The sequence below is a fragment of the Mesorhizobium sp. LCM 4577 genome (genome assembly GCF_001854795.2).
Taxonomy (GTDB): domain Bacteria; phylum Pseudomonadota; class Alphaproteobacteria; order Rhizobiales; family Rhizobiaceae; genus Mesorhizobium; species Mesorhizobium plurifarium.
The window spans coordinates 1-16506 of sequence record NZ_MDDU01000015.1; the positions used below are offsets into that span (position 1 = coordinate 1).

A 16506-nucleotide genomic window follows, 5' to 3' on the forward strand; every position below is an offset into this window, starting at 1 on the left:
TTGACTATGTGGCGTTTCCACCCGGCCATCGCGCGTCCAGATCTGGCCCGATACCAGTCCGAGCACCTCGCCCGTTCCCGCATCCAACGCCAACATTGCATGCAGCAGCGCGCCTCGGACGTTGCCGCCCTTGCCGATCTCGCCCAGGCCCCGCCGGTGCTGCGCCGTGGTCGTAAAGTTGATCTCACTGGTGTCTTGGACCGCCAGCACGTGACGGCCAGCGCAGGCCTGCGAACTCGTCAGCCCCCAGCCTTCGATCAGGCTCTGCGTCGTCACCCGCTTGTTCGCCAGGAACCGGCCAAAGCCAATGATCCGTCCCCGCGATCCTCCCGCAAGCCGTCGAACRCAAACGCTCTGACGATCCACCATGAGCCCCAGCAGCTGGGCCCCCTTTTTTGCAAGCGCTCGTCGCCGAACGCTCCTAATCCGATCTCATGGGCTGACATCGCGACACATCTCCATCAACGCATCGCAGACGGAATCACAGCCCAACACAAGATCGCCAATCAAAAGCGAGTCATTCACTTCAAAAGATGTGTGCATCCCCTAGCCGCTTTGCGGGGGCGAGGAACCCAGCCCTCAGACGGCGTAGCGCGCCGCCGGCTTGCTCGAGAACAGGCTGCCGTAGAAATGATCCCGGGCGCCGAGATAGGTGTTCAGCTCGGAAGCGTCGGCAAGGCCGGGCGCGGTTACGGTCTCGCCCTGGGCGAAACCGGCAAGCGCGGCGTCGACCAGATCCTCTGCGCTCATGATCCAGTCCGGATTGAGCCTGTCGAGGCTGATTCCGGAGACGTCCCACAACTCGGTGCGGACCGGTCCGGGCACGACGGACTGGACCTTCACATCGGTGCCGGCGACTTCCTTCTGCAACGCTTCGGTGAAGTTGGCGACATAGGCCTTGGTGCCGCTGTAGATGCCGCCGACGGCAATGCCATAGGCGACGACCGAGGCGATGTTGATGATCGCGCCGCGATTGCGCTTGATGAGGCCCGGCAGCACCGCGCGGGTCAGCCTGGTCAGCGCCACGACATTGACCTTGATCATGCGCTCGGCCGCGTCGGCATCGGCGTCGGCAATCGTCTCCAGGCCGCCCACGCCGGCATTGTTCACCAGCAGCGTCACGCTGTCGTCCGTCGCGACCGCCTGCTCGACACGGCGCAGATCGGCATCGGCCGCAAGGTCGGCGACGATCGTCTGGACCTTGCGGCCATAGGCATAGGCGAGCCTGTCCGCCACCTCCTGCAGCCGGTCGGCGCGCCGCGCCACCAGCACCAGATCATAGCCCTGCCCCGCCAGCCGGTCCGCATAGACCGCGCCGATGCCCGACGATGCGCCGGTGATAACGGCTGTGCCCTTGTTGTCCTTCGTGCTCATTGTCTYGTTCCTTTGTTCGCTTCGCTTGGCTCGGCGCCGATGATCGCATCACCAGCAGAGCCGCTGATTTCAATTAGTGGCATATGCCACTTTCTGCGAAGTAGGTATATGCCACTATCTTGTCAACGGCGGCGGCGAAAACTATTTCTGCGGCAGGCCGGGGGGCACCGCCCTTCGCGATGCCGCCCCCGACGCCCACCATTCGAGCGCCGACGCGCCGGCGAGGAGTGACCATGAACGAAGCCCAGAAACCGGGATTCAGCCGCTGCAACAACGCCACGTTGCGCCGTGCCGCGCGCAGCCTCGGCCGCTTCTACGACGACGCGCTTGCGCCGTCCGGCCTGAAGGGCACGCAGTTCGGGCTGCTTTTTCAGATCCATGTCAGCGATGAGCCGGCAATGGGCACCATCGCCGAGGCGCTGATCATGGACCTCTCGGCGCTTGGCCATACGCTGAAGCCGCTGATCCGCGACGGCTATGTCGAGACCTTTCCCGACAAGGACGACCGCCGTGTCAAGCGCGTGCGGCTGACGCCGCAAGGTCAGGCCAAGCTCGACGAGGCGCTCAAGCTTTGGAGCGTCGCCCAGCGGCAATTCGAGGACAAGGTCGGCGCCGAGCAGGCAGCGAAGCTGCGCGCCGCGCTGGACGCCGTGGCTGACCTCGACCTGGAAATGCCGGCGGCCGCTCCTTCCGTCTGAAGAAGCGGCCGCCAATCAGGGTCTGTGTACCGGCTTACTCGGCTGGCATTGCGGCAGGGCTAACCAACATCCGACCGGCCAGCACGACGCCCAGGCCGACGATCGGGAATACCGCCGCAACCAAGCCGAGATCGGCCGGGACGCCGAAGCGCAGCACCGCGGCGCCGACCACCGCGCCCAGCGCGACGCCGAGATAGAGCGCCGAGGCGTTGAGCGACAGGACGATGGGCGCGGCATCAGGCGCAAGCTTGATGATGCGGCTCGCCTGCGCCGGCGGGAAAGCCCAGCCGACGATGCCCCACGGCACCATCATGGCCATCAACGCCGGTCCGGCCAGATGATGCGGCAGGAAGGTCGGGATCAGCGAGAAGGTGACGAGCATCGCGGCCGACAGCGTCAACGACCAGGCGACGGTGCGTGTGGCGCCGAAGCGGTCCGCGGCCTGCCCACCGGCGATGTTGCCGATGACGGCGCCGACGCCGAAGGCGAGCAGCATGCCCGGCAGCGCGATCGGCGAGAGCCCGCCGCCTTCGATGGCCAAAGGCGCGATGAAGCTGAACACCGTGAAGGCGCCGACAAGCGCGAGCGCCGTCGTCAGCAGGATCGGCATCACGCCGGGGCGCACCGCCGCCGCCAGCCTGCGCTTCAGCGGCAGCCTGGTGCCGATGATGCCGCGCGGCAGCCGCCACCACAGGATCGCGCCGGACAGCGCGCCGAGCCCGGCGATGGCGAAGAAGGTGCCGCGCCAGCCGGCGATCGCCGCGACCAGCGCGCCGAGCGGCGCGCCGACCGCCACCGCCACCGTGGTGCCGCCGACGACGACGGCGATGGCGCGCGCCCGGTGATGGTCGTCGACCAGCGCCACGGCCGTGCCCTGCGCGGTCGCCGCGAACAGGCCGGACGACAGCGCCATGACGATGCGCGCGATCAACAACAGCTCGAAAGACGAGCTCACCGCCGCCACCAGGTTGCCGATGACGAAGAAGACCAGCGTCCACAGGATGACGCGCCGCCGGTCCCAATCGCCGGTCAGCGTCGCCAGCACCGGCGCGCCGATCGCATAGGCGAGCGCGAAGGCGGTGATCAGCGAGCCGGCGAGCGGCACGGAAATGCCGGCATCGGTCGCGATGTCGGGGAGAAGGCTCGAGATGACGAAGCCTTCGGTCGAGATCGCGAACGACCCGAGCGCCAGCCAGAAGATCCGCTTGTCCATGGGGAACTGTCCTTAGTTCAAAAGTTATTGAACAATTGGACATGGCAGGGCATGATGTCAACCGAGCCGGGACAAAATAGCTGAACCCTACTGACAGCCCTGTGTCAGGACGGGGTCGAAAAGAAAAGGTCATGTCTGTCGGCGGAAAAGGAAGCCGCGTTGAAGTTCGTGCCGTTTGTGCTTAATTCTGGGTCATGAGCCTGCCCCATCCAACCGCCGACCAGATCAGCCTGCCGATCGTGCTTGCCGTGCTCGGCGACCCGACCCGGCTTGCCATCGTGCGCTATCTGGCGAGCAAGGAAGGCGTGCCGCTGAACTGCAGCAAGTTCCTCGACCTCGCCTCCAAGACCAATCTCAGCTACCACCTCGCCAAGCTGCGCGAGGCGGGCGTCACCCGCAGCGAAGCGGTCGGCACCAGCCGGCTGATCACGCTGCGCCGCGACGACCTCGACAAGCGTTTTCCCGGCCTGCTCGACAGCGTGATTGCCGCGGCCGACGGCGACAAGGATCTGCCGGCGGTCGGCACCGCCGAAGTCGAGGTTTCGGCCTGATCCATGCGCATCGCGGTTATCGCCGACATCCATGGCAATGTGCTGGCGCTGGATGCGGTGCTTGACGATCTCCGGTCGCGCGGCGGCGCCGACATCACCGTCGATCTCGGCGACTGCGTCTCCGGACCGCTCTGGCCGCGCGAGACGATGGAACGGCTGCAGGCGCTCAACCTGCCGACGGTGCGCGGCAACCATGACCGCCGCGTCGCCCAGGACACGGCCGACGAGACCATGTGGCCGTCCGATCGCTACGCCCAGGAGCGGCTGACCGCCTCGCAGCGCGAGGCCTTGCTCGCCTTGCCGCTGACATTGGAGATCGCGCCCGGCTTCGTCGCCTTCCATGCCCGGCCGGACCATGACGAGAAATATCTTGCCGACGCCATTGTCGACGGCCGGCTGGTGCGCGCGCCGCTTGCCGCGATCAGGCGCCGGCTGAAGCCGCTCGATCCGGCCTGCCGCCTGGTGCTGTGCGGCCACAGCCACCGCAATGAGCTCATCCGCGTCCCCGGCGGTCCGGTCATCTTCAACCCGGGCAGCGTCGGCTGTCCGGCCTATGACGACGACACGCCGCCGGCGCATGTCTCGGAGCAAGGCTCGCCGCACGCCCGCTATGGCATCGTCGAACTTGGCACGGACGGCCGTCCCAGCCGCTTCGAGAGCATCGCCGTCGACTACGACCATGAAGCCGCCGCAAAGCAGGCCGAACAAGCGGGAAGACCGGAATGGGCGCAAGCGCTGCGGACTGGTTTTATAAAGGATTGAGCGAAGCTCATATCGAGCATCACGATTGAAGTGCATTGGTTATGGCCGAGGGATGAAGCGCAAAGTCACGCTCCGATCGACGCTGCTGATCGCCGCTCCCTTGTGTCTGGCCGYCCTCCCGGCCTTGGCTCAGGATGCGCCCGGAACAATCATCTCGATCATCGGTGGCCTCGCGCCGGACGATTTGCTCAACATCCGCGCGACCGCTTCACCGGGCGGAAAGATCGAAGCGCGCCTGCCCAACGGCGCGGCCGTGAAGAATTACGGCTGCAAGGCCGTCAACAATTATCCATGGTGCAAGGTCGAGGACACGCAGGACGCCCACATCACCGGCTGGGCGCCGGCCCGCTATCTCAGTCCCAACAACCCGGCGCCGCCTCCTGAAGACGGCGCCGCGCCGGCGACCGCCACAGTCGCGTCTCAATCGCCTCCTGAGGAGCCACAGCCGGATATAGCGGCGCGCCTGGGCGGCGGCGAGCCGGCCGAGCCGCCTTCCGCGGCCGAAATCGGCAAGACCGCCATGCTGGATGCCTATGGTCTCGCTTTCGCAGCCGCGGCAAACGCCCAATCCGACGCTCCTGCCCCCGACGCCGCCGGCGGTATCCCCTGCGCGCGCCGCATCGGCCAGCCGATGACCCGCTGCGACGTCAGCGTTACCCGCAAGGACGGCGACAGCACGGTGACCGTGACCTGGCCCGATGGCGGAGCGCGCGTCATCATCTTCCATAGCGGCCAGCCAGCCAGCTCGGATTCGCCCGACGAATTGCGGTTCACGCGTGAAGGCACGCTGAACATGATCCGCGTCGGCGTTTCCGAGCGTTTCGAGATCACGGACGAACTAGCGCTGGGCGAATAGAGGGATTAGGCCGTCGGGGAACACCGACCCGCAGCTTACTGCCCTTCATTTTCGGGGTTACATCCGCCAAAACTCTTCCCTATAAGGCCCTCCTAGCCTGATACCTGAATCGCAAGCACAACCGGCCGGGTCCTCCCCCCGTCCCGGTTTTTCGTGCAAGCCGCTCGCCGAACGGATTTTTCGAATATGCCAAGACGCACCGACATCAAGTCGATCCTGATCATCGGGGCCGGCCCCATCGTCATTGGCCAGGCTTGCGAGTTCGACTATTCGGGCACCCAGGCCTGCAAGGCGCTGAAGGAAGAGGGCTTCCGCGTCATCCTGGTCAACTCCAACCCGGCCACCATCATGACCGATCCGGAGCTGGCCGACGCCACCTATATCGAGCCGATCACGCCGGAAGTGGTGGCCAAAATCATCGCCAAGGAGCGGCCGGACGCGCTGCTGCCGACCATGGGCGGCCAGACGGCGCTCAACACGGCGCTCTCGCTGCGCCGCATGGGCGTGCTCGACCGCTACAATGTCGAGATGATCGGCGCCGACGCGCATGCCATCGACAAGGCCGAGGACCGCGCGCTGTTCCGCCAGGCGATGAGCAAGATCGGGCTGGAGACGCCGCGCTCGATGCTGGCCAACGCCACCGACGTCAAGAACGCCGACCGCAAGACGCATGAGGCTGAGCGCGCGGCGCTCAAAGCCGAGAACCCGGAAAACCTCGATGGCGCGCTCGACGCACTGGAAACCCGCTGGAATCTCGGCGAAGGCGACCGCAAGCAGCGCTATATCAGCCATGCCATGGCGATCGCCGCCCAGGCGCTCGACCATGTCGGTCTTCCGGCGATCATCCGCCCCTCCTTCACCATGGGCGGCACCGGCGGCGGCATCGCCTACAACCGCGCCGAATTCTACGACATCGTCCAGTCCGGCCTCGACGCCTCGCCCACCACCGAGGTGCTGATCGAGGAAAGCGTGCTCGGCTGGAAGGAGTACGAGATGGAGGTCGTCCGCGACAAGGCGGACAACTGCATCATCATCTGCTCGATCGAGAACCTCGATCCGATGGGCGTGCACACCGGCGACTCGATCACCGTCGCGCCGGCGCTGACGCTGACCGACAAGGAATACCAGATGATGCGCAACGCCTCGATCGCGGTGCTGCGCGAGATCGGCGTCGAGACCGGCGGCTCCAACGTACAGTTCGCCGTCAACCCGGCCGACGGCCGCCTGGTCGTCATCGAGATGAACCCGCGCGTCTCGCGCTCCTCTGCGCTGGCCTCCAAGGCCACCGGCTTCCCGATCGCCAAGGTCGCGGCCAAGCTCGCCGTCGGCTACACGCTGGACGAGCTGGAGAACGACATCACCGGCGGCGCCACGCCCGCCTCCTTCGAGCCGACCATCGACTACGTCGTCACCAAGATCCCGCGCTTTGCCTTCGAGAAGTTCCCCGGCGCCGAGCCGGTGCTGACCACCGCCATGAAGTCGGTGGGCGAAGTGATGGCCATCGGCCGCACCTTCCAGGAATCGCTGCAGAAAGCTTTGCGTGGACTGGAAACCGGCCTGACCGGCCTCGACGAGATCGACATCCCGGGCTTCGGCCACGGGCCAACCGCCGCCGATCACGTCGACGACCGCAACGCGATCCGCGCCGCGCTCGGCACGCCGACGCCCGACCGGTTGCGCATGGTGGCGCAGGCGATCCGCATGGGCACGTCGCTCGAAGACGTGCACGCCATGTGCAAGATCGACCCGTGGTTCCTCGAGCAGATCGCCGGCATCATCGCCATGGAGGAGCGCATCCGTGAGCACGGCTTGCCGCAGGATGCCGTCAATCTGCGCATGCTGAAGGCGATGGGTTTTTCCGACGCCCGCCTTGCCTCGCTGACCAAGAYCGACGCGGAAGTCGTCCGGAAGGCCCGCGAAAAGCTCGACGTTCATCCGGTCTACAAGCGCATCGACACCTGCGCCGCCGAGTTCGCCTCGCCGACCGCCTACATGTACTCGACCTATGAAGTGCCCTTCGCCGGGACGCTCGACAACGAGGCGCGCGTGTCGGCGCGGAAAAAGGTCGTCATCCTCGGCGGCGGCCCGAACCGCATCGGCCAGGGCATCGAGTTCGATTATTGCTGCTGCCATGCCGCCTTTGCCCTGCGCGACGCCGGCTATGAGGCGATCATGGTCAACTGCAACCCGGAGACGGTCTCGACCGACTACGACACGTCCGACCGCCTCTATTTCGACCCGCTGACGGCGGAGGACGTGCTGGAGATCCTGCGCGCCGAGCAGGCCTCGGGCGAGCTCGTCGGCGTCATCGTCCAATTCGGCGGCCAGACGCCGCTGAAGCTGGCGGATGCGTTGGAGAAGGCCGGCATCCCGATCCTCGGCACCTCGCCCGACATGATCGACCTCGCCGAGGACCGCGACCGCTTCCAGAAGCTATTGCACAAGCTGAACCTCACCCAGCCGAAGAACGGCATCGCCTATTCGGTCGAGCAGGCCCGCCTCGTCGCCGGCGAGCTCGGCTTCCCGCTGGTCGTGCGCCCGTCCTATGTGCTCGGCGGCCGCGCCATGCAGATCATCCATGACGAAAGCATGCTGCAGACCTACCTGCTCGATACCGTGCCCGGCCTGGTGCCGGAGGACATCAAGCAGAAATACCCCAACGACAAGACCGGCCAGATCAACACGCTGCTCGGCAAGAACCCGCTGCTGTTCGACACCTATCTGTCCGGCGCCATCGAGGTCGACGTCGATTGCCTTTGCGACGGCAAGGAGACCTTCGTCTCCGGTATCCTGGAGCATATCGAGGAAGCCGGCATCCATTCGGGCGATAGCGCCTGCTCGCTGCCGACGCACTCGCTGCATCCCGACCTCGTCGACGAGCTGGAGCGCCAAACCGCGGCGCTTGCCCGCGCGCTCAATGTCGGCGGCCTGATGAACGTGCAATACGCCATCCAGGACGGCACGGTCTATGTGCTGGAAGTGAACCCGCGTGCGTCGCGCACCGTGCCCTTCGTCGCCAAGACCATCGGGCGTCCGATCGCCAAGATCGCCGCCCGCATCATGGCCGGCGAGACGCTGGAAAACGCCTTCGCCCATTACGGCGCCATGCCCGACGCGCGCAACCCCGGCCATATCGCGGTCAAGGAAGCCGTCTTCCCCTTCGCCCGCTTCCCCGGCGTCGACATCCTGCTCGGCCCGGAAATGCGCTCGACCGGCGAGGTCATGGGCCTCGATCGCGATTTCGCGCTGGCCTTCGCCAAGAGCCAGCTGGGCGCCAATGTCGACCTGCCCCGCTCCGGCACCCTGTTCGTCTCGGTGCGCGACGAGGACAAGAAGGGCATCCTGCCGGCGGTGAAACGCCTCGCCGGCCAAGGTTTTAAAGTGCTGGCCACCTCCGGCACCGCCCGCTTCCTCGCCGAGAACGGCGTGACGGCCGAGAAGATCAACAAGGTGCTGGAAGGCCGCCCCCACATCGAGGACGCCATCCGCAACCGCCAGGTCCAGATCGTCTTCAACACCACCGACGGCCAGAAGGCGGTGTCCGACTCGAAGTCCCTGCGCAGGGCAACGCTGATGCAGAAGGTGCCGTATTACACGACGCTGTCAGGGGCGGCGGCGGTGGCGGAGGCGATTGCGGCGCTGCGGGCGGGGAACCTGGAGGTGCGGCCGCTGCAGGAGTATTTTGGGTAAGGTCGTAGCGACGCGACCCAAATCTCGCTACGGCGTACCTTTGCTCGTTAGCTCACAGCCTCTGGAGTAGTCGTCTTTTCGATCTTATTTTTGGCTCGCTCCAACTTACTTGCGGCTTTCTTTATTCTGGAAGCCGCCTCCTTTGCCTTATCACCCTCAATTGTGTCGCGCTTAATTACCTCATTCTCGATAAGCTGTGAGAGGTTTTCGTTGCCGACTCTAATATCGGGAAAGAGCCTTCGAATTTCTCGCCGTAGGAGTGAGATTACTGGTTCTGAGCGCATGATCGCAGAGACCGTGAATTTGTTGAAAAGCTGGGCCTGCTGGTGAAAAGCATCCATCGCGTCGATTGTCAGCCCTTCCTTGGCGAATAGGAACAGGCACTGAAGATGGTCTTCATTTTTTGGATTCACGTCGGCTAAAACGATACGGCAGACTTCTTCATGGCTGATTTGGTTCGCCACATAGATCCGGACCAGTCGCCACTCGACGGCATTCGTCAGGATTACCCAATGGATACCCTGATGAGCGCCATAGTCGATGACCTGACGCAAATGATTATCCGCGAGTTCCGCACCGGCTGATTTCACCTCGACAAGCAATCGAAGTTTGCCGCCTATCTTAATCGCAAGATCGACGTAGGTGGCTTTGATCTGATGCTCGGAGGTGAGCTCCTCGTATTTCTCGTAACCGAACACCTCGGCAAGGATGTCTTTCACCAGCGTAACGGTGTCGGCCTCGGCCACATCCGATTTCTGCTGTGTTACGGCAATACGCTGATATTTCTTGATATTCGACGCAATCCGGTCGACGAACTTCTTAGGTAGCTTATTCATGACTCGCCCTCCCTATCCCCACCGGGATTTGAGGACGACTTTACTTTAAAGACAAGCAGAAATTACGCCGGCTTGAAAAATGTGTCCCGTGGCTGTCGTAATCACGCCACCGCTACACACTCAATCTCGATCAACTCCATCGGCCATGACGCCACCGACACGAAACTCCGCGCCGGCGGGTTGGTGGCAAAATACTTCGCGTAGACCTGGTTGATGGCGTTATAGAAGCCGGGGCGTAGATGCGCACCATCACCACCTTGTCCAGCGGGGTGCCGGCCGCTTCCAGGCAGTGTTTCAGCGCCTTCAGCGATGCCTCGGTCTGGGTCTCGATGTCGCCGCGCACCATCTCGCCGATCGCCATGTCGGCAGGCGGCGTCGCCGAGATGAACACGAAGCCGTTGGCGCACATGGAGAAGGTGCGCTTGTCTCACCCCTGCCCTAGATAAGCCGACCGATCCTTGCGCAAAAAATGCGCAACGTAGCGTTCCTTCGCCCCCCTCTCTGTCCTGCCGGACATCTCCCCCTCAAGGGGGGAGATTAGCCGTCACGCCGGCTTTCGCCAATCTCCAACGTCGCAGGAAAGGCGGAGGCGTCGAAGCTGCCAATCTCCCCCCTTGAGGGGGAGATGTCCGGCAGGACAGAGAGGGGGGCCTCGCACCGACGCTGGCCTATTGGCTTCTCCCAAACCCTTACTGATGCGCGACCGCCAGGTCCTTCACGTGCTTCTCATGCATCTTCAAAACCGGCAGCGTCTTCTTGGCGAATTCCTTCAGCGCCGGGTCGTCGCCGGAATTGGCATAGGTGGAAAACAGCGCCACCGCATCCTTATGCGCGTCGGTCTGYATCTTGATGTATTTGGCGTCGAAGTCCTTGCCGCCGGCAGCCTTCAATTCGTCGAGCATCTGCTGTTCCTTCGGCTGCAGCGCCGGGCCGGCGGGCTTGATCGACGCGGTGGTCTGGCCCTGGCTCATTGCCGCCTTGAAATCCTCGCCCGCCTTGCTGTGATCCTTGATCATCTGCGCGGCGAAGGCCTTGACGTCGGCCGATGCCGACTTCTCCTGCGCCAGCTTGCTCGACTGGATCTCGGATTCATTGGCGTTGGGCACGGTGGTGACGAAGGTCTGGGTGTCGACCTTGTTCTCGGTCACCATCGGTCCCACGGCATCTGTGTCGTCCGATTGGGCGAACGCGGCGGGCGCGCCGGCAAGAAGCGCGACGGCGACCAGGGGCAGCAGCGTTTTCATCTCGATCTCCGGTCCGAAACAGCCCCTCCGCCTTCCCCAACGCCGCACCGGCCCCAGGGGTTGCCTCAAAAAGAGCGCGCGGGCCGAGGCCCGCATCGCCATCAGTGGCAGTGCGCGGCGGGCGCCTGTCCGGCATATTGCAACTGCTCGTGCCAGTTCGGGCGCCCTTCCGGCGTGAAATCCATCAGATTCCACAGGATCTCGCAGGTGCCGATGGCGCGAGGGTCCTGGCCGGGTTCGGACGGCTCGAAGCCGAGCTCCGACGACCAGAAATGCCGGATGCCGTCGCCGTCGCGGTGGAACACCGAAAGCAGCGGTATCTGCGCGCCTTCGGCGGTTTCGGAATTGTAATCCCGCTTGAAAGCGTTGCCGGCCGAGGAGACCAGCCGCATGTTTTTCCAGCCGCGGTCACGGCCGAGYGCCATCAAATTGTCGAGCGCGGTCTTCGCCACCACGGCGAAGTTGAAGCCCGCCGCTTCGAGATGGCCGATCGCGCCGTCGAACTGGTCGAGCAGCGCGGTGCAGGACGGGCATGGCTGGTCCTGCCGGGCAAGCTTCGCCGTCTCGCCGCCCGCCGCCACCTCGCGCGTCTCCTGCGGATGGCGCGGGAACATCATCTGGTAGAGGATCAGCGTATCCTTCCCCGGCGCGAAGAGGCCCGACAGCTTGACCTTCGCCGGCTGGTTCTTGTCGTCCAGGGCATCGAACACATAATGCTGCGGCACCAGCCCGCCCGGCGGCAAAGCGCGCCTCGCTTCGGCGACCGCCTCCATGGCGCGGCGCAGCTCGATTTCCTTCTTCAGCAGTTTCTCGCGGGCCGTGCGGTAGTTGGCGGATTCATTGGGAAAGGTGATCATGATCGTCTCCTTGGCCTTCGCGCCGGCGTCCCGGCGCGGGTTGCTCTACGACCCAAGGACGCGCCGCCCGGATGCGATCCGACATTTTTTCATCGTCGGAACCAGCCCCGCTTTGCGGCATTCCTTTGCCTGACTAGAACCGTCCGGGAACGGGGGAGAAAAATGACCGACAGCGACGAGATCGACCTGCGCTGCCCGCAGATCGTTGCCGACAACGCCGCCAAGGGCTTGCGGCTGCGCCAGCAGTTCGGCCGCGGCGGCACCGAGATCGGCGTCGCGCGCGCCACCGAGCTCAAGAACCGCAAGAATCTGTCGCCCTCGACCATCCGGCGCATGGTCAGGTATTTCGCCCGCCACGAGGTCGACAAGAAGGGCAGGAATTACGGCAACGAGGACAATCCCTCGGCAGGCTACATCGCTTGGCTGCTGTGGGGCGGCGACGAAGGGCGCGCCTGGGCGCTGGAGATGAAGAAGAAGGTCGGCAACGCGCCGGACATCTGACGCGCTATCCCTTCACACCGCCGGCGGTAAGCCCGGAGACGATGCGGCGCTGGAAGATCAGCACCAGCACCACCAGCGGCACGGTGACGATCACCGAGGCGGCCATGATGTTGCCCCAGGGGATCTCGAACTGCGAGTTGCCCGACAGAAGCGCGATCGCCACCGGCACGGTGCGCTGCGTGTTGGTGGAGGTGAAGGTGAGCGCGAAGAGGAACTCGTTCCAGGCGCTGATGAAGGCGAGCAGCCCGGTGGTGGCGAGCGCCGGCCACATCAGCGGCAGGAAGATGCGCGTGACGATGAGCCACGGCCCGGCGCCGTCGAGGATCGCCGCCTCCTCGATCTCGACCGGCAGGTCGCGCACGAAAGTGGTGAGCACCCAGACCGTGAACGGCAGCGTGAAGATCATGTAGGACAGGATGAGCGCCAAGAGCGAATTGTAGAGATGCAGCGCCCGGATGATCTCGAACAGCCCGGCAAGCGCGGCCACCTGCGGAAACATCGAGACCGACAGGATGGCGAGCATCAGCGCCGAGCGCCCGCGAAAACGGATGCGCGCCAGCGCATAGGCCGCGGTGATGCCGATGAGCAGCGAGACCACCACGACCGCGCCGGAGACGACGAGCGAATTGACGAGATTGCGCAGGAAGGGACCTTCGGTCAGCACATTGCGGTAATTGGCGAGGCTGAACGATCGCGGCCACAGGTCCGCCTGGAACAATTCGGTTCCCGACTTCAGGCTGGTGACGATGGCGTAGTAGAACGGAAACACTGCGACGAAGACGATCGCCAGAAGCAGCAGATAGAAGGCGGCGCGCTTCAGCATCTTCACCTCAGCGCCCTCCCTCGAAGCTCAGCCGGCCGAGCCGGATATAGGCGATGGTGAGCAGGCCGACGATCAGGAAAAGCAGCGTCGAGGCGGCTGAGCCATAGGCGAACTTGTCGAACTCGAACAGGTTCTCGCGCGCGAAGATCGACATCGACTTGGTCCGCACGTTGTTCGGCGTCAGCACATAGATCAGGTCGAAGATGCGCAGCGCATCGAGCGCGCGGAAGATCACCGCCACCATCACCGCAGGCCGGATCAGCGGCAGCGTCACCCATCGGAAGACTTGCCAGGGGCTGGCGCCGTCGAGCTTCGCCACTTCGAGGATCTCACGCGGCAGCATCTGCAGGGCCGCCAGGATCAGCAGCGCCATGAACGGCGTCGACTTCCAGATATCGACGATGAGCACCGCGATCATCGCGGTGTCGGCGCTGGCGGTCCAGGCGATCTTGTCGTGGATCAGGCCAAGGTTGAGGAGAACGACATTGATGATGCCGAACTGGTCGTTGAGCATCCACTGCCACATCTTGGCCGAAACGATGGTCGGGATCGCCCAGGGGACGAGGATCGCCGCCCGCACGATGCCGCGCCCCGGGAATTCGGCGTTGAGCGCAAGCGCGACGACCATGCCGAGCACCGTCTCGCAGGCCACCGACACCACGGCGAAGCGCACCGTGTTCCACACCGCGCGCCACCAGACCGGATCGACCAGCAGCCCGTCATAGAGCACCCGGCCGCTCGGCAGCCGCAACACCGAAAAATAGTTGTCGAAGCCCACCCATTGCCGCGCGTCGAGATCGGCCAGCGAGGCGTCGGTGAAGCTGTAATAGACCGTGCGCAGGAACGGCCAGCCGGCGACGACGGCGAGCACGAAGAGCATCGGCGTCAGAAACAGCCAGGCCGTGCGCACGCGCCGGCGCATCAGCGGCGATCGCCCTGCCGCGCTCACCAGCCCTTGCCTTTCAGCCTGGTCAGCCTCGCCTCGAGCTCGGCCAGATTGTCGGCGGCGGTTCCGTTCCCGGAGATCGTGTTGTGCACGGCCGTCCAGAACTGGCTCGATGCCTCGTTGTATTTGATCCTGGCGGTCGCCGAGGGACGCGGCTGCGCATTGAGGAAGATCGGTTTCCAGCGCGGCACGATCGGCTGCTGCCGGGCGATGTCGGGATCGTCATAGAGCGCCGCGATGGTCGGCAGGTTCGACGTCTTCAGCGTCCGGTATTTCTGCATCTCGGGCGAGGCGATGAACTTGACCAGGTCGATCGCCTCGGCGGGATGTTTCGAATATTTGGAGACGGCGAGGTTCCAGCCGCCCAACGTCGCGACCGGATGCCCGCTATCGCCGGCCGGCAGCGGCGCCACGTCGAACTTGCCCTTGATCGGCGAATTCTCGCTGTTGCCGAGCGCATAGGCATAGGGCCAGTTGCGCATGAAGACGGCATTGCCGGTCTGCCAGACGCCGCGCGCTTCCTCCTCCTGATAGGCAAGCACGCCCGGCGGCGCGATCGTGCCGATCCAGCCCTTGACCCTGTCGAGCGCCGCCGCCGCCTTTGGATTGTCGATGGAGATGCGGCCGTCCGGCTCGATGATCCCGCCGCCGCCATTCGACATCACCCATTCGAGCGCGTTGCAGGTCAGCCCTTCATAAGCATTGCCCTGGAAGACATAGCCCCAGAGATCCCTGTTGCCGGCCGCCCGCTCCTTGTTCATGACGAGCTTGGCGGTGTCCTGCAATTCCTTCCAGGTGGTCGGCACCTTGGCGTGATATTTGTCGAGCAAATCCTTGCGGTAATAGAGCGCCGGCGCATCGGTGAAGATCGGCAGGGCGACCAGCCTGCCGTTGACCGTCTGCGATTGGATGATCGACGGGAAATGCGCGCCCGCCACATCCCTGGTCGCCTCGGTCAGGTCGACCAGTTGGCTGGCCAGCTGCGGCGCCCAGATGACGTCGGTCTGGTAGACGTCGATGTCGCTGCTGCCGGCGGCAAGCCAGAGCCGGTACTGGCCGAACTGGTCGGTGGTCGAAGGCGGGATGACGACGATGTCGACCTTGTTGCCGCTCTTTTTCTCGTAACGGTCGAGGATCTCGCGCAGCACCTTGATGCCGTTGCCGGTGTCGCCCGACACAATCGACAGTTCGATGGCGCGCGCCGGAGAAGTCGCCAGCAGCAAGCTTGTTACGAAAGCGAAAACGGCAGGTGCTAAGAACTTCACGGGCGGGTCGCTCTCGCTTCCGAGCCGGCGAGGCGGACGTCCGCGCATTCGTCAGCTCATCAAGACCCCACCCCGCGTTGAATGCCGAGCGCCGCTTTTCGGTTCCGTCGGTGCTGCGGTGACGGTCGGGCCAGCGGTCGGTGAAGCCGGACCCGGTCGGCTCGACCGCGTCGGCATCGCGCTCCCTTGACCCGCTTTTCGCGAAAGCGGACGGGCTCCGAAACCCCCGCCCCGGAGCCCGTCTGGGAGTGGCTGACGCATGCCGGCACAGCCGCCTCCGACGCCTTGCCAGCGTCGATCCGCCGATCGGCCGCCCGGCACGACGACGCATTAGCATGACCTAACGTCAGCCTATGTGAAGCCGTTCACAATGCTGGCGCTGTCAGCCTTCCCAGTCGACCGGAATCATGCCTAGCCGCTCGTAGAGCCTGAAGGCCGYCGTGTTCTTCACCGTGTTGGTCTTGAGATCGACATGCGTCGCCCCGCGCTCGCGAAAGGTCAGGAACACGTGCCGCATCAACGCCTCGCCGAGGCCTTGCCGTCTCGACYCCGGATGGACGGCGAGGCCCTTGACGAAGCCGGACGTCCAGCAGAGCGCTGCGCCCGCAAGCAGGCCCTTGCCGTCGATCGCCAGGAAACAGAGGGCGGGGTCGAATTCCGCATCGCCGGCGATGCGCGGCCACCATTCGTCGAACGACCCGTCGGCGCCGTCGTCGAACACCTCTTCCAGCAGCGCGTGCAAAGCCTGCGCGTCACGATGCTCGAAGGCGCGCATGACAAAACCCTCCGGCCAATGCGGCGCGGTGAGCGTATCGTCGAGCAGCTTGCGCAGGCGGACGTCGTTGGGAGCCGGCGGGCGGGGCGTCGTGTTCTGATGCATGGCGCTGTCT

15 protein-coding genes and 2 pseudogenes are annotated in these 16506 nt (G+C 64.7%); 6 read left to right on the forward strand and 11 right to left on the reverse strand.

The genetic code is table 11. The features are described from left to right. Positions 1-276: pseudogene (locus LCM4577_RS18105) on the reverse strand (transposase); the annotation flags it as partial. Between the two features lie 303 nt (positions 277-579). Continuing rightward, positions 580-1374: an SDR family oxidoreductase gene (locus LCM4577_RS18110; protein WP_040989529.1), complete on the reverse strand. Its 795-nt coding sequence runs from the start codon at positions 1372-1374 to the stop codon at positions 580-582. 233 nt (positions 1375-1607) lie between these two features. Between LCM4577_RS18110 and LCM4577_RS18115 the strand changes: the two genes are divergently transcribed. Then, positions 1608-2072, forward strand: coding sequence for a MarR family winged helix-turn-helix transcriptional regulator (locus tag LCM4577_RS18115; protein WP_040989531.1), 465 nt, complete (start codon positions 1608-1610; stop codon positions 2070-2072). Positions 2073-2106: 34 nt separating this feature from the next. Here LCM4577_RS18115 and LCM4577_RS18120 read toward each other — a convergent pair whose 3' ends face one another. Further along, positions 2107-3285: an MFS transporter gene (locus LCM4577_RS18120; RefSeq protein WP_071072687.1), complete on the reverse strand. Its 1179-nt coding sequence runs from the start codon at positions 3283-3285 to the stop codon at positions 2107-2109. Between the two features lie 194 nt (positions 3286-3479). On the opposite strand from LCM4577_RS18120, the gene LCM4577_RS18125 reads away from it, so the two are divergent. The 4 genes from LCM4577_RS18125 (at position 3480) to carB (ending at position 9144) form a co-directional block, all read left to right on the forward strand. Beyond that, a complete protein-coding gene (locus tag LCM4577_RS18125; RefSeq protein WP_040989537.1) occupies positions 3480-3836 on the forward strand; it encodes a helix-turn-helix transcriptional regulator in 357 nt (118 codons plus the stop codon). Between the two features lie 3 nt (positions 3837-3839). Continuing rightward, positions 3840-4598, forward strand: coding sequence for a metallophosphoesterase (locus LCM4577_RS18130; protein ID WP_071034634.1), 759 nt, complete (start codon positions 3840-3842; stop codon positions 4596-4598). 52 nt (positions 4599-4650) lie between these two features. Continuing rightward, on the forward strand, positions 4651-5454 hold the full coding sequence (locus tag LCM4577_RS18135; protein WP_071072689.1) for an SH3 domain-containing protein: 804 nt from the start codon (positions 4651-4653) through the stop codon (positions 5452-5454). 186 nt (positions 5455-5640) lie between these two features. Next, positions 5641-9144, forward strand: coding sequence for a carbamoyl-phosphate synthase large subunit (gene carB / locus LCM4577_RS18140; RefSeq protein ID WP_071072691.1), 3504 nt, complete (start codon positions 5641-5643; stop codon positions 9142-9144). Between the two features lie 47 nt (positions 9145-9191). Here carB and LCM4577_RS18145 read toward each other — a convergent pair whose 3' ends face one another. The 4 genes and pseudogenes from LCM4577_RS18145 to LCM4577_RS18160 all read right to left on the reverse strand — a co-directional run bounded on the left by LCM4577_RS18145 (position 9192) and on the right by LCM4577_RS18160 (position 12081). After that, positions 9192-9980 carry a type I restriction enzyme HsdR N-terminal domain-containing protein gene (locus LCM4577_RS18145; RefSeq protein WP_040989545.1) on the reverse strand — a complete coding sequence of 263 codons (789 nt, stop codon included), beginning with the start codon at positions 9978-9980 and terminating at the stop codon, positions 9192-9194. 101 nt (positions 9981-10081) lie between these two features. After that, positions 10082-10383: pseudogene (locus LCM4577_RS18150) on the reverse strand (Rid family hydrolase); the annotation flags it as partial. 286 nt (positions 10384-10669) lie between these two features. Further along, a complete protein-coding gene (locus tag LCM4577_RS18155) occupies positions 10670-11224 on the reverse strand; it encodes a DUF4142 domain-containing protein (protein ID WP_071072694.1) in 555 nt (184 codons plus the stop codon). A 101-nt stretch (positions 11225-11325) separates the two neighbouring features. Continuing rightward, positions 11326-12081 (reverse strand): DUF899 family protein, encoded by a 756-nt coding sequence (locus LCM4577_RS18160; RefSeq protein WP_071034639.1) that lies wholly within the window; start codon positions 12079-12081, stop codon positions 11326-11328. 162 nt (positions 12082-12243) lie between these two features. Here LCM4577_RS18160 and LCM4577_RS18165 point away from each other — a divergent pair, with 162 nt between their 5' ends. Next, the gene (locus LCM4577_RS18165; protein WP_071072696.1) at positions 12244-12582 is read left to right on the forward strand and encodes a hypothetical protein; all 339 of its coding nucleotides are present in this window, start codon (positions 12244-12246) and stop codon (positions 12580-12582) included. A gap of 4 nt (positions 12583-12586) precedes the next feature. Here the strand turns inward: LCM4577_RS18165 and LCM4577_RS18170 are convergent, their stop codons facing one another. The 4 genes from LCM4577_RS18170 to LCM4577_RS18185 all read right to left on the reverse strand — a co-directional run bounded on the left by LCM4577_RS18170 (position 12587) and on the right by LCM4577_RS18185 (position 16496). After that, complete coding sequence (locus LCM4577_RS18170; protein WP_071072763.1) at positions 12587-13405, reverse strand: carbohydrate ABC transporter permease; 819 nt, start codon at positions 13403-13405, stop codon at positions 12587-12589. Positions 13406-13412: 7 nt separating this feature from the next. Continuing rightward, positions 13413-14327 (reverse strand): carbohydrate ABC transporter permease, encoded by a 915-nt coding sequence (locus LCM4577_RS18175; protein ID WP_071072698.1) that lies wholly within the window; start codon positions 14325-14327, stop codon positions 13413-13415. 23 nt (positions 14328-14350) lie between these two features. Then, positions 14351-15574 (reverse strand): ABC transporter substrate-binding protein, encoded by a 1224-nt coding sequence (locus LCM4577_RS18180; RefSeq protein WP_371410058.1) that lies wholly within the window; start codon positions 15572-15574, stop codon positions 14351-14353. 424 nt (positions 15575-15998) lie between these two features. Then, positions 15999-16496 carry an N-acetyltransferase gene (locus LCM4577_RS18185; RefSeq protein ID WP_071072700.1) on the reverse strand — a complete coding sequence of 166 codons (498 nt, stop codon included), beginning with the start codon at positions 16494-16496 and terminating at the stop codon, positions 15999-16001. Positions 16497-16506 lie beyond the last annotated feature (10 nt).